Source organism: Streptomyces sp. MMBL 11-1, from assembly GCF_028622875.1.
GTDB lineage: Bacteria > Actinomycetota > Actinomycetes > Streptomycetales > Streptomycetaceae > Streptomyces.
The window spans coordinates 1,828,417-1,840,619 of record NZ_CP117709.1 but is presented as its reverse complement, the minus strand read 5'-3'; the positions used below and the strand labels follow the sequence as shown (position 1 = coordinate 1,840,619).

Genomic DNA, 12,203 nt, shown 5'->3' with positions numbered 1-12,203 from the left:
ATGCGGCCCAGCCAGCGGATGCGAGACCTCGGAGTCGTCCAACAGGGCGCCGCCATCCTCACCGAACCGGCCCGTGCGTTCGATCTGCCCGCCCAACGGGACGAAGCCGAGCACGTCGTGGACGAGCTGTTCGCCGCCATGGACCGCATCAGCCAAGTCCACCCCTTTGCCAAGGGCATGGGCCTCGCGGCCCCACAGATCGGCATCAGCCGCGCCGCCGCTGTCGTCCAGCCGCCCGGCGACGCGCCCTCCATCGTCCTGCTCAACCCACGGATCACTGACAGCTGCGACGAGACGGACGAGCACTACGAGGGTTGCCTGAGCTTCTTCGACGTGCGGGGACTCGTACCCCGCCCCATGATGATCACTGTCGAGACCACGGCCCAGACCGGCGAGACCGTGACCACTGCGTATGAACGCGGCCTCGCGCGCCTCATTCATCATGAGATCGATCACCTCGGCGGACTGCTCTACACCGCGCGTATGAGCGCGGGAGTCACCCCCATTCCCGTGGAGCAGTACCGGCAGACCGGACAGGCCTGGGCCTACGAACGCTCGTGACCCTCGGCGCTGCTCTCTGAGTGGAGACCGATGCGCTCGCTCGCGTGGTCTCCGGGAACGTACAGGCCCGACCGGATCAGGATGAGGAGATGCAAGTGACCAGTTCCGTGCCATGGCAGGAGCGCTTGTCCGCAGGCACCGAGGCGGTTCAGGAGGAAGTGATCCGCTGGTACCAGGAGACGCTTCACGGGCAGGCCTACGTGCCGAACATGATCTGGGGGACGCTCCAGACGGAGGCGTACGCCACCGTGATCCTCGGCCAGGTAGTCGACTTCCTCGGCGTTCCGAACGACGTGCCCGCAGGTGTTGCCAAGCGAATACAGCGGCAGCAGGTGCTGTACGACGGTGAGCACCGTTACGACGTCGTCCTCGGTGAGCAGGCGCTCTACACGAACATCGGCGGGCCAGAGGTCATGGTGGAGCAGATCGACCGGCTCCTCCGCGACATCGACCTGTCATCACTCACCCTCGGGATCATCCCTGCCGCCGCGCCCGTGGACATGCTTCCCGTCCATGCCTTCAACCTGCACGGGGACGAGGTCCACGTCGAGCTCGTCTCCTCGGGGGTGGATGTGGCCGAGCCTTCCGAAGTCGGCCTCTACCGGGAGGCGTTCCGGCGGCTGAACAATGCGGCACTCCACGGCGACGAGGCCAAGGGGGATCCTGCGGAAAGCTCGGTCCTTCTGGAGCGGGACCCGGCGCGGCTGACCGTACGGCTGAGGGCCACCACCTCCAGGGAGATGGTGGCCCTCAGCGCTTCGGGTGCGGAGACCCGAAGGTGTTCTAGATGTCGAAGTACAGCTCGAACTCGTGCGGGTGCGGCCGCAGCTGGATCGGGGCGATCTCGTGCGTGCGCTTGTAGTCGATCCACGTCTCGATCAGGTCCGGCGTGAAGACGCCGCCCGCCTGGAGGTACTCGTTGTCGGCCTCCAGGGCGTCGAGCACGGCCGGGAGGGACGTCGGGACCTGCTGGACGTTGGCGTGCTCCTCGGGAGCCAGCTCGTAGAGGTCCTTGTCGATCGGCTCGGCCGGCTCGATCTTGTTCTTCACGCCGTCCAGGCCCGCCATCAGCAGCGCCGAGAACGCGAGGTACGGGTTCGAGGACGGGTCCGGGGCGCGGAACTCGACGCGCTTGGCCTTCGGGTTCGAGCCGGTGATGGGGATGCGCATCGCGGCGGAGCGGTTGCGCTGCGAGTACACCATGTTGACCGGGGCCTCGAAGCCGGGGACCAGGCGGTGGTAGGAGTTCACCGTCGGGTTGGTGAAGGCCAGCAGCGACGGGGCGTGCTTCAGGATGCCGCCGATGTAGTAGCGGGCCATGTCCGAGAGGCCGGCGTAACCCTGCTCGTCGTAGAAGAGCGGAATCCCGCCCTGCCACAGCGACTGGTGCACGTGCATGCCCGAACCGTTGTCGCCGAAGATCGGCTTCGGCATGAAGGTCGCGGTCTTGCCGTTGCGCCAGGCGACGTTCTTCACGATGTACTTGAAGAGCATCAGGTCGTCGGCCGCGGCGAGCAGCGTGTTGAACTTGTAGTTGATCTCGGCCTGGCCGGCCGTGCCGACCTCGTGGTGCTGGCGCTCGACCTGGAGGCCGTTCTTGTCCAGCTCCAGGGAGATCTCGGCACGCAGGTCGGCGAAGTGGTCCACCGGCGGGACGGGGAAGTATCCGCCCTTGTAGCGGACCTTGTAGCCGCGGTTGTTCTCCTCCGACCCGGTGTTCCAGGCGCCGGCCTCCGAGTCGATGTGGTAGAAGCTCTCGTTCGCCGACGTCTGGAAGCGGACGTTGTCGAAGACGTAGAACTCGGCCTCGGGGCCGAAGTACGCGGTGTCCGCGATGCCGGTCGAGGTGAGGTACGCCTCGGCCTTCTTGGCGATGTTGCGCGGGTCACGGCTGTACTGCTCGCCGGTGATCGGGTCGTGGATGAAGAAGTTGATGTTGACGGTCTTGTCCCGGCGGAAGGGGTCCACCCGAGCCGTCGACAGGTCCGCGCGCAGCGCCATGTCCGACTCGTGGATGGCCTGGAAGCCGCGGATCGACGAACCGTCGAAGGCCAGTTCCTCGGCCGGGTCGAAGGTCGCTGCCGGGATCGTGAAGTGCTGCATCACCCCGGGCAGGTCGCAGAACCGGACATCGATGAACTTGACGTCGTTGTCCGCTACGTACTTCTGCACTTCGTCGGCGTTCTGGAACATCCAACTCCTCCTACTCCCGGCCCGGGAGGGACGGGGTTGAACCTCGTGGTGCGGCCAGTGCGGTGGCGCACGCTGGACCCGACCATAGGCAGGCGTGATTTCTCGGGCGTGACCCATTTGTTTCGCCCAAGTTAACCGGGGCGGGTGCGGGCGGCATCTCCGCGACTGTTTCCGGTGCCCCGCCCGGCCGGGGGCAAACACGGGCGCAGTACCGTGGACGGGTGGACAACAGGCATGCAATCGGATCGTGGCTCTCGGGGCCCCGCGCGGCCGCCGAGGAGATGGGCGCCGACTTCGGCTACCGGGGCAAGGGTCTCGGGCTGCCCGAGGAGGGGCCCGGCTCGGTCGCTCCGCTCGGCCGGCGCTTCGGGGCCCTCTTCATCGACTGGTCGCTCTGCATGGTGATCGCATACGGGCTGCTCGCTCGCGGTGACCAGCAGGCGGCGGGGAACTGGGCGCTCGGGGTCTTCCTCGTGATGAGTCTGCTGACCGTCGGCACCATCGGCTGCACGCCCGGAAAGCGCCTCCTGGGCGTCCGGGTGGTCGCCGAGGACGGCGGGCGGCTCGGGTTCGTGCGGGTCGTCGTGCGGACCGTCCTGCTCCTGCTCGTCATTCCCGCGCTGGTCTGGGACCGCGACGGGCGCGGACTGCACGACCGGCTCTCCCGCGCCGTGCAGGTCCGGATGTGACGTCCCCGGTCCACGGGCGCGGAGGTGGCGTTCCCGAGGGCTGCCTCGGCCCCGGCTTCGGCCCGGGCCCCGTCTCCGCGGGCTGCCTCGGCCCGGCCTCGGAGGCGGCGCCGGCCCGGCCTCGGGGGCGGGCGGCGGCCCCGGCCCGGAGCGCGTCGTCCTCCGTTTCCGGGTGCGGCTTCGGCATTGGCGCGGTGTGACGGCACTGTCACCGGCGTGAGAACGGGGCGGCCCCGGGACCGTTCACCGGTCCGGGGCCGCCCCGTCGTGTCTCCTGCGCCCGCCTCGCGGTCAGCCGTGAGCGGTCAGCGCATCTTCCCGCCGCGCGGCATCCGCATGCCCTTGGGCATCGGGCCCTTCGGCAGCGGCATGTTGCTCATCAGGTCGCCCATCGCGCGCAGCCGGTCGTTGGTGGCGGTCACCTGCGGGCCGGTCAGGACGCGGGGGAGCTTCAGCATCTTGGTGCGTACCTTCTTAAGGGACACCTGGCCCTCGCCGTTGCCGACGATGATGTCGTGCACCGGCACGTCCACCACGATGCGGGCCATCTTCTTCTTCTCGGCCGCCAGCAGGCCCTTCACCCGGTTCGGGTTGCCCTCGGCCACCAGGACGATGCCGGCCTTGCCGACCGCCCGGTGGACGACGTCCTGGTTGCGGTTCATCGCCACCGCGGGGGTGGTGGTCCAGCCGCGTCCGATCCGGTCCAGGACGGCGGCCGCCGCTCCGGGCTGGCCCTCCATCTGTCCGAAGGCCGCCCGCTCGGCGCGCCGGCCGAAGACGATCGCCATCGCGAGGACGGCCAGGACGAAGCCCAGGATGCCCAGATAGACCGGGTAGCCGATCGCGAAGCCGATGCCGAGGAGGACACCGAACGTGACGATTCCGACACCCGCGACGACAAAACCGATCTTGCTGTCGGTCCGCCTGGTCATCTTGTAGGTCAGGGCGATCTGCTTGAGCCGCCCTGCGTTCTCGGCGCTGTCCGCGCCTTCAGTTTTTGCCTTCCTCGCCATGTATCGAAGTTTACGTGGCGAGGAAGCGACCTAGGAACGCTGGTCGGCCACGGCTTCCAGCACGTGCTGGGCCTCCACCCGGTCCTTGGCGCGGCGGCGGTCCTCCAGGACGGCTGTCCAGGCGTTGCGGCGGGCGGTGCGCTGCCCGCCGCTCAGCAGCAGCGACTCGACGGCGCGCAGGGCGGTGGTGACGGACGGAAGGGCGCGGGCGCGGACCGGTGCGGCCTGCATCGTGGTGTTCCCCCTCGGAATGGACGCGCCTGCGGGGCGCGGAAGAGTGCGGGAAGCGGTGACGGCGGCGGCTGCTGGAGTCGCTGTCGCACGTGTACCCAGGGTTACTGTCTGGTGTTACCAGCGCATGACCAGGCGGTCAAACACCAATGAAGCCCTGATTCCGGCGCCGCGCACGCCGAAGCGGTCCGTACGCGTCCCCGACCTGCGGGGAGCGTCCGGACCGCTTCGACGATGTGGTTACTGCTCGGTACCGCTCGTGAGCGGATTCACACGGCCTGGGCGGCCGGAGTGCTCGCGGCGGCGGCGCCGCGCGCCTCCATCGCCTGCTGGAAGAGACGCCCCGCGCGGTACGAGGACCGCACCAGCGGACCCGACATCACGCCGGAGTAGCCGATCGCGTCGGCCTCGTCCTTCAGCTCGACGAACTCGTGCGGCTTCACCCAGCGCTCGACCGGGTGGTGCCGCACGGAGGGGCGCAGGTACTGCGTAATCGTGATGAGCTCGCAACCTGCGTCGTACAGGTCCTGGAGCGCCTCGCTGACTTCCTCGCGGGTCTCGCCCATGCCGAGGATCAGGTTCGACTTGGTGATCAGACCGGCCTCGCGGGCCCGGGTGATGACCTCCAGGGAACGCTCGTAGCGGAAGCCGGGGCGGATCCGCTTGAAGATCCGCGGCACCGTCTCCACGTTGTGCGCGAGCACCTCGGGGCGCGAGGAGAAGACCTCGGCGAGCTGGTCGGGCTCGGCGTTGAAGTCGGGGATCAGCAGCTCGACCTTGGTCGCGCCCGCCTCCCGCTCCGCGGTGAGCGTGTGGATCTGGCGGACGGTCTCGGCGTACAGCCAGGCGCCGCCGTCCTCCAGGTCGTCGCGGGCGACGCCGGTGATGGTGGCGTAGTTCAGGTCCATCGTGACGACCGACTCGCCGACCCGGCGGGGCTCGTCACGGTCCAGCGCCTGCGGCTTGCCCGTGTCGATCTGGCAGAAGTCGCAGCGCCGGGTGCACTGGTCACCGCCGATGAGGAAGGTGGCCTCGCGGTCCTCCCAGCACTCGAAGATGTTGGGACAGCCCGCCTCCTGGCAGACCGTGTGCAGCCCTTCGCCCTTCACCAGCTGCTGCAGCTGCTTGTACTCGGGGCCCATCTTCGCCCGCGTTTTGATCCACTCGGGCTTGCGCTCGATGGGGGTCTGGCTGTTCCGGACCTCCAGGCGCAGCATCTTGCGCCCGTCGGGTGCGACAGCGGACACTCCGGCTCCCCTTTGCTCTCTGCTGCGTTGGATTCGCGTCGGGTTCGCGTGGGATGCGCGAGCGATGCGCGAGGGACTCGCTTTGGATTCTTTGGCTGACACCAGGGTACGCCCGTACATCGAACGGCCTTGCCCCTGCCCAACCTGCGGCCGACGGGGCCTATTCCCCGGCCGGTGGCGGCGGTCGGGGCTACTGGCCGGTACGGCCGGCACTCCCTAGGCGGGGGCCGGGGTCGCGGCCGGGGCCGTCTCCTTCGGCCGCTCGACCACGCGCGGTGCGAGCTCCGCGTTCTCCAGGATGTCCCGCAGGTGCTTCTCGACGACCGGCAGCACCTCCTCGATGGTGATCTCCCGGCCCAGCTCGTTGGAGAGGGACGTGACACCCGCGTCGCGGATGCCGCACGGCACGATCCGGTCGAACCAGGTGTTGTCCGGGTTCACGTTGAGGGCGAAGCCGTGCATCGTGACGCCCTTGGCGACCCGGATCCCGATCGCGGCCAGCTTGCGGTCCTCGCGGCGCTGGCCGGCGTTGGACGGGGCGTACTCGGGCCCGTTCAGCCGCGGGTCGAACTCCTCGTCCTGGAGCCTCGGGTCGAAGTCCAGCGAGAGCCCGCCCAGCGCCTGGCGCTGCTCGACCGGGTCGCCGAGCACCCAGACGCCGCTGCGGCCCTCGACCCGGGAGGTCTCCACCCCGAAGTCGGCGGCCGTGCGGATCAGAGCGTCCTCCAGCCGGCGGACGTGCGCCACGACGTCGACCGGGCGCGGCAGCTTCTGGATCGGGTAGCCGACGAGCTGCCCGGGGCCGTGCCAGGTGATCTTCCCGCCGCGGTCCACATCGATGACCGGGGTGCCGTCCAGCGGACGCTCGTTCACCGCCGTGCGGCGCCCCGCGGTGTAGACGGGCGGGTGCTCCAGGAGCAGGCAGGTGTCCGGCACCCGGTCCTCGAACCGGTCCGCGTGCACCTCGCGCTGCTTCTGCCACGCCTCCGTGTATGCGACGGCCTGTTCGCCGAAGCCCAGACGGACGAACCGCAGTTCGCTCACCGATGCCTCCCTACGTGGGTCCCGCGCGCCCGGAGGGTGTCCCCGGGGCGACGGCACCCTGCACTGATCGCGCCCGCATCCACTGTACGACCGTCGCCCGGACAGGCCCCCGGCAGGTTCGGGCGCAGGTCCGGCGGCAGGTTCCCCAGCCCAGCCCAGCCCAGCCCAGCCCGGTCCGGTCCGGTCCGGGCCGGGCCGTCCGCGGGCCGGACGTTTGCGTCAGCTCCGTCCTTAATCCTCACACGATCGGATGAACGTGGAGCAAAGGGTGGCTGTGACCGCCCCGGTGGCCGCTAAATTCGCGCCGTTCCCATGAGGGCTGCCCGTCCGGCCCCGAAGGCAGGAGACCGTACAGCTGATGTCGGAACGACCCCCGCAGCGCACGCCCAACCGCCGACTCGCCTCACTCATCGCGGAAGCCGGGTTCTCGCACGCCGGTCTGGCCCGCCGGGTCGACCAGCTCGGCCTCGAACACGGCCTCGACCTGCGGTACGACAAGACCTCGGTCACCCGCTGGCTGCGGGGGCAGCAGCCGCGCGGCACCACGCCCGCGCTGATCGCCGAGGTGTTCACCCGGCGGCTCGGGCGGCGGCTCTCCGCGCAGGACCTCGGGCTCGACGCCTGCGCACCCGTCTACGCGGGCCTGGAGTTCGCGGCCAGCCCCGCCGAGGCGGTCGACATCGTCAGCGGCCTCTGGCGCAAGGACTCCGGCACCCACGTCGAGCTGCGCAAGATCGCCTTCACCCCGGCCGGCCTCGTCGTCCCCAGCCGCGACTGGCTGATCGGCCGGGCCGACGAATGGGTGGCCCGGGACGGCGGCGCCGCCCGCCGGGCCGGGGCGGAGGCGGGGGCACCCTCGCCCGGCCGCCCGGACGGGGTGCCGCGCACCGAGGCCCGGGGTCTGCCGCGCCCTGCCGCCGGGCCGCTGCGGCCCGCGCCGTCGCACCCTGCCGCCCCGCACCCGGCCGTGCCGGGCCCCGCCCCCGCGCGCCCGTCCGCCCCGGGCCCGGCCGCCGGGGCGCCGCCCGGGACCGGGGCGCTGCCCGTGGTCCCACGCCAGCGCCGGACGGACCGCGGTCCCGGGCAGCGGGTCGGCGGCGGGGACATCGCCGCGCTGCGCTCGGTCGGCGAGCTGTTCCGCACCCTCGACCACGCCTACGGCGGCGGCCACGCCCGGCAGGCCCTCGTGCGGTATCTGGAGCACGAGGCCGAACCGATGCTCCGGGGCACCTACGGCGAGGCCACCGGAAGGCGGCTGTTCGCCGCGGTCGCCGACCTGACCCGGCTGGCCGGCTGGACCTCGTACGACATCGCCGCCCACGGCCTCGCCCAGCGGTACTACGTCCAGGCGCTGCGGCTCGCCCAGGCCGCCGGGGACCGCGGGTACGGCGCCTACGTGCTGATCACGATGAGCCGCCAGGCTGTCTACCTCAAGCACGGCAGGGAGGCCGTCCAGCTCGCCCGCGTGGCCCAGCAGGGCGTCGGCTCCGCCGCCCCGCCCCTCGTCCAGGCGCTGCTGCACGCGGTCGAGGCGCGCGGCCACGGCGTGCTCGGGGAGGCCCGCTCCTGCACCGCCGCCCTGACCCGGGCCGAACACGCCCTGGAGACCGCGCGCCCCGGCGACGAGGTGCCGCACTGGGCCCGCACCTTCGACGAGGCGCAGCTCGCCGACGAGCTGGGCCACTGCCACCGCGACCTCCAGCAGTACCGGGCCGCCGCCCAGCACGCCGAGCGGTCGCTCCAGCTGCGCTCACCGGCGTACGCCCGCAGCAGGCTCCTCTGCCGGGTGGTCCTCGCCTCGGCCCGGCTGGGCCTGGGCGAGCTGGACCAGGCCTGTCTGCTGGGCGCGGAGGCGGCCCAGCAGGCGGCCGAGATGCGCTCGGTGCGCGCCACGGAGTACGTGCGCGCGTTCGAGCGCGGCCTGGAGCCCTACCGGGACGCGGTCGCCGTACGCGGCTACCGCGACCGGGTCGCCGCCCTCGGCTGAAGCCCCGGCCGACGTTCCCGTCGAAGCCTCCAGCCGAAGCCCCGGCCGACGTTCTCGCCGAAGCCCCCGGCCGAACCTCCTCCGCTCGGACGGCGGACGGCGAACGGCGGGGGTGGGGGCAGGGGCGGGGCGTCACGCCGCTCTGGGAAGGCGCGGGCCCCCCTCGCGCAGGCCCGGGACGGCCAGGTCGGTGAGGATGGCCCCGGCCGCCCGCTGCCCCGACCGCAGCGCGCCCTGGACCGTGCTCGTGTCGCGGTGGTCACCGCACACATAAAGCCCGGCCAGCACCCGCACAGGACGGCGCGGATCGTGCGGGGCCTCCATCGCGGGCACCGCCTCCGGGTCGTGATGGGCCGCCAGCAGCTCCCAGTCGTCCGTCGGCACGCCGTAGAGCGCCGCCAGCTGCGCCCGTACCGAGCGCTCCAGGTCCGACGGCGGGGTCCCGAGCACCGTCGACGTGATCAGCGTCCGGCCCTCCGGCGCCCGTGAGGGGTCGACCTCGCTCATCACCGCGGTGTACGCCACCGGGCCCGACCGGCCGCCGTCCAGCACCAGCGACCTGCCCGTGGGCGGCGGGGCGGGCGCGGTGTGGTGAAGGACCGTCACCTGATGGAAGGACGGCACCCGCAGACCGGGCAGCAGTTCGGCCGCGGCCCCGGCGCCGGTCGCCAGCAACAGGGAGCGGCACCCCAGTTCACCGTGTTCCTTGGTGCGTACGGAGGTGATGTCGGCGGCCGTCACATGCACCCCGGTCCGGACCGTGCCCGGCGGCAGCGAGGCCGCCAGCAGCTCCGGCAGCACGGACGATCCGCCCGCCGGTACGCAGAGGCCGCCGCGCGCGTAGTCCCGCAGGGCGAGATCGGCGCACCGGCTCGACGTGGTGAGGGCGGGGTCGCTGAGCAGGGCCGTGAGCAGGGGGCGCAGGACGCCGTCCACCGTACGGGCCGGCAGGCCCACGCCGGGCAGGGCGCCGACGACGGTCCGCTCCGGGCGGGCCAGGAGCCGGGCCTGCGGGGTGGCCGCCAACCGGGACAGCGCCGCGCCCAGCCGGGCCCGGTCGATCGCGCCGGTCACCACGCCGCCCCGGCCGCCCCCGCGCACCGGGGCGCCGCGCTCGTGCCCGTACGAGCTGCTCCCCGCCCAGAGCGCGCGGGGAGCGCGGGGCGCCCAAGGGGCTCGGGGGGCGCTCGATCGGGTGCGTACCGCCTTGAGTGTGCCCCTCGCGCTCCGGATGTCGCCGGTGAGATGGCGGCGGCCCTCGCTGTGGACCAGGACGCCCGGCGCGAACTCCCGCAGCTCCGGGACGCCGAGCCCCGGGGTGCCGGTCAGCTCGGGCCAGGACGTGTGGAGGAGCGGGCCGAGCCGGTCGAGCCGGAAGCCGTCCACCTCGTCGGTGGCGAGCCGGCCGCCCACCCGGGGAGAGGCCTCCAGCACACGGACGTCGAGCCCTGCCCGGATGAGCAGGTGGGCCGCTGACAGGCCGGCGATTCCGGCCCCGATGATGATCACGTCCGGGTGGTGTGTCGTCCTGCGCACGTACCCCTCCCCGAGTCGGTGCGACTGGTGGGAGGCTCTTGCCCCCAACAGGCCCCCGGAATGCCGGAGTTCGCAACGAACCTAGGAGGATGGCTGATACTGGGTCAGGCGCGCGTGACGGGGAGCACCGGGGCACGGGGTCGCACACGCGGCCCCCGGCGCGGCCGGTGGGCACCGCGTCGACCGCGAGGCGCCCGGTGGGCCCCGGGCGGCCGGCTCAGCGCAGCGCGGCGCGGATCGCCCCGTCGATGCCGGGGAAGGCGAACGAGAAGCCGGAGTCCAGCAGCTTCGCCGGGATCACCCGCTGGCTGCCCAGCACGTCCTCCGCGAACTCCCCGAGCACGAGCCGCAAGGCGGGCGCCGGCGCGGGGAACAGCGTCGGGCGGCGCAGCACCCGGCCCATCGCGGCGGTCACCTCGGCGTTGGTGACGGGCTCCGGCCCGGTCAGGTTCACCGGCCCCGTCAGCGACTCGGTGTCCAGGATGTGGCGCATCGCCGCGACGTGGTCGTGCAGCGCGATGAAGCTCCAGAACTGGCGGCCGCTGCCCAGCTTCCCGCCCAGCCCCGCCTTGAACAGCGGGAACAGCCGCCCCCAGGCACCGCCCTCGCGGCCGACGACCAGCCCGGTCCGCGCGTGCACCGTGCGGACGCCCGCTTCCTCGGCGGCGGCGGTGGCCGCCTCCCACTCCTCGCAGACCGAGGGCAAAAACCCGTCCCCGGGCGGTGCGCTCTCGTCCACCGGGCGGTCCCCGGTGTCGCCGTAGAAACCGATGGCGGACCCGGCGAGCAGAACGCGCGGCGGGGTGTCGAGCGAGGCGACGGCCTCGGCGACGGCGGCGGTCCCCAGGACCCGGCTGTCGCGGATCTCCCGCTTGTAGGCGTCGGTCCAGCGGTGGTCGCCCACTCCGGCACCGGCCAGGTGCACAACGGCGTCGCAGCCGACGAGTCCGGCCGCGTCCACGTAACTCCGCTTGGGGTCCCACTCGACCTCGTCGCCGGTTCTGGCGGGGCGGCGCACCAGGCGGGCCACTTCGTGCCCGTCGGCGCGCAGCGAGCGCACCAGCGCCGCTCCGATGAGACCGGATGATCCGCTGACGGCGATACGGGAGCTCGGCATGGGCCCATCCTGCCCCATCAAACGCCTCGAACACCGGGAACACCGCGTGGCACAGTGACGCCATGGCCACACTCACACTCCACCCCGTCCGCACCGCCGAGCCCGCCGACGAGGACCAGCTCGCCGAGCTCGACCGTTCCACGTGGTCGATGCTGCACGCGGTCCTGCCGAGGCCGACACCCCCGTACGACCCCTTCTTCGGGGAGCGGCACCCGCCGGAGGACTTCCTCGTGGTGGACGCGGAGACGGAGGGCGGCGCGGCCCGGATCGCCGGGTACCTGCGCCTCGTCCCGCCCACCCCGCTCGCCTCCAACGCCCATGTCCGCCAGATACGGGGGCTCGCCGTGGCGACCTGGGCGCGCGGCGCCGGTGTGGGGCGGACCCTGGTGCGGGCCGCGTTCGCCGAGGCCCGCCGCCAGGGCGCCAACCGGATCACGCTGCGGGTCCTCGGGCACAACGACCCCGCCCGCGCCCTGTACGCCTCCGAGGGCTTTGCCGTCGAAGGGGTGCTGCCCGGGGAGTTCTTCCTGAACGGGCGTTACGTCGACGACGTCTGCATGGGGCGCTCGCTCGGCCCCGCCTGAG

The 12,203-nt window shown here is 72.2% G+C and carries 12 protein-coding genes; 5 read left to right on the top strand and 7 right to left on the bottom strand.

Going from position 1 to position 12,203, the window contains the following annotated elements; translation table 11 throughout:
- Both PSQ21_RS07855 and PSQ21_RS07850 read left to right on the top strand, forming a co-directional pair.
- Window positions 1-561 (top strand): peptide deformylase, encoded by a 561-nt coding sequence (locus PSQ21_RS07855; RefSeq protein WP_274035672.1) that lies wholly within the window; start codon window positions 1-3, stop codon window positions 559-561.
- Between the two features lie 20 nt (window positions 562-581).
- Window positions 582-1,454, top strand: a complete 873-nt coding sequence (locus PSQ21_RS07850) for a DUF5753 domain-containing protein (protein ID WP_274029695.1) — start codon at window positions 582-584, stop codon at window positions 1,452-1,454.
- On the opposite strand, the gene glnA is transcribed toward PSQ21_RS07850, so the two are convergent.
- Window positions 1,345-2,754 (bottom strand): type I glutamate--ammonia ligase, encoded by a 1,410-nt coding sequence (gene glnA / locus PSQ21_RS07845; RefSeq protein WP_274029694.1) that lies wholly within the window; start codon window positions 2,752-2,754, stop codon window positions 1,345-1,347. The two genes, PSQ21_RS07850 and glnA, sit on opposite strands and share 110 nt — an antisense overlap.
- A 281-nt stretch (window positions 2,755-3,035) precedes the next feature.
- Between glnA and PSQ21_RS07840 the strand changes: the two genes are divergently transcribed.
- Window positions 3,036-3,443 (top strand): RDD family protein, encoded by a 408-nt coding sequence (locus PSQ21_RS07840; protein WP_179892403.1) that lies wholly within the window; start codon window positions 3,036-3,038, stop codon window positions 3,441-3,443.
- Window positions 3,444-3,748: 305 nt separating this feature from the next.
- Here the strand turns inward: PSQ21_RS07840 and PSQ21_RS07835 are convergent, their stop codons facing one another.
- From PSQ21_RS07835 to lipB, 4 genes are all read right to left on the bottom strand, one after another.
- Window positions 3,749-4,456 (bottom strand): DUF4191 domain-containing protein, encoded by a 708-nt coding sequence (locus PSQ21_RS07835; protein ID WP_274029692.1) that lies wholly within the window; start codon window positions 4,454-4,456, stop codon window positions 3,749-3,751.
- Between the two features lie 30 nt (window positions 4,457-4,486).
- Window positions 4,487-4,687: an SCO2195 family GlnR-regulated protein gene (locus PSQ21_RS07830; RefSeq protein WP_274029691.1), complete on the bottom strand. Its 201-nt coding sequence runs from the start codon at window positions 4,685-4,687 to the stop codon at window positions 4,487-4,489.
- Window positions 4,688-4,956: 269 nt separating this feature from the next.
- Entirely contained in the window at window positions 4,957-5,934 is a 978-nt protein-coding gene (lipA, locus tag PSQ21_RS07825) for a lipoyl synthase (protein ID WP_274029690.1), read from the bottom strand.
- Between the two features lie 216 nt (window positions 5,935-6,150).
- Entirely contained in the window at window positions 6,151-6,978 is an 828-nt protein-coding gene (gene lipB / locus PSQ21_RS07820; protein ID WP_274029689.1) for a lipoyl(octanoyl) transferase LipB, read from the bottom strand.
- A 358-nt stretch (window positions 6,979-7,336) separates the two neighbouring features.
- On the opposite strand from lipB, the gene PSQ21_RS07815 reads away from it, so the two are divergent.
- Complete coding sequence (locus tag PSQ21_RS07815) at window positions 7,337-8,965, top strand: regulator (protein ID WP_274029688.1); 1,629 nt, start codon at window positions 7,337-7,339, stop codon at window positions 8,963-8,965.
- 132 nt (window positions 8,966-9,097) lie between these two features.
- Here the strand turns inward: PSQ21_RS07815 and PSQ21_RS07810 are convergent, their stop codons facing one another.
- The gene (locus PSQ21_RS07810; protein ID WP_274029687.1) at window positions 9,098-10,501 is read right to left on the bottom strand and encodes an NAD(P)/FAD-dependent oxidoreductase; all 1,404 of its coding nucleotides are present in this window, start codon (window positions 10,499-10,501) and stop codon (window positions 9,098-9,100) included.
- A 217-nt stretch (window positions 10,502-10,718) separates the two neighbouring features.
- Window positions 10,719-11,618 (bottom strand): TIGR01777 family oxidoreductase, encoded by a 900-nt coding sequence (locus PSQ21_RS07805; RefSeq protein ID WP_274029686.1) that lies wholly within the window; start codon window positions 11,616-11,618, stop codon window positions 10,719-10,721.
- Window positions 11,619-11,680: 62 nt separating this feature from the next.
- On the opposite strand from PSQ21_RS07805, the gene PSQ21_RS07800 reads away from it, so the two are divergent.
- Complete coding sequence (locus PSQ21_RS07800; RefSeq protein ID WP_274029685.1) at window positions 11,681-12,202, top strand: GNAT family N-acetyltransferase; 522 nt, start codon at window positions 11,681-11,683, stop codon at window positions 12,200-12,202.
- Window position 12,203: the final 1 nt, after the last annotated feature.

Excerpts from the sequence above, each read along its gene's own strand:
- PSQ21_RS07855 (WP_274035672.1), top strand. The coding sequence starts at position 1 with ATGCGGCCCAGCCAGCGGATGCGAGACCTCGGAGTCGTCCAACAGGGC.
- glnA (WP_274029694.1), bottom strand. The coding sequence starts at position 2,754 with ATGTTCCAGAACGCCGACGAAGTGCAGAAGTACGTAGCGGACAACGAC.
- PSQ21_RS07840 (WP_179892403.1), top strand. The coding sequence starts at position 3,036 with ATGGGCGCCGACTTCGGCTACCGGGGCAAGGGTCTCGGGCTGCCCGAG.
- PSQ21_RS07835 (WP_274029692.1), bottom strand. The coding sequence starts at position 4,456 with ATGGCGAGGAAGGCAAAAACTGAAGGCGCGGACAGCGCCGAGAACGCA.
- PSQ21_RS07830 (WP_274029691.1), bottom strand. The coding sequence starts at position 4,687 with ATGCAGGCCGCACCGGTCCGCGCCCGCGCCCTTCCGTCCGTCACCACC.
- PSQ21_RS07815 (WP_274029688.1), top strand. The coding sequence starts at position 7,337 with ATGTCGGAACGACCCCCGCAGCGCACGCCCAACCGCCGACTCGCCTCA.
- PSQ21_RS07805 (WP_274029686.1), bottom strand. The coding sequence starts at position 11,618 with ATGCCGAGCTCCCGTATCGCCGTCAGCGGATCATCCGGTCTCATCGGA.
- PSQ21_RS07800 (WP_274029685.1), top strand. The coding sequence starts at position 11,681 with ATGGCCACACTCACACTCCACCCCGTCCGCACCGCCGAGCCCGCCGAC.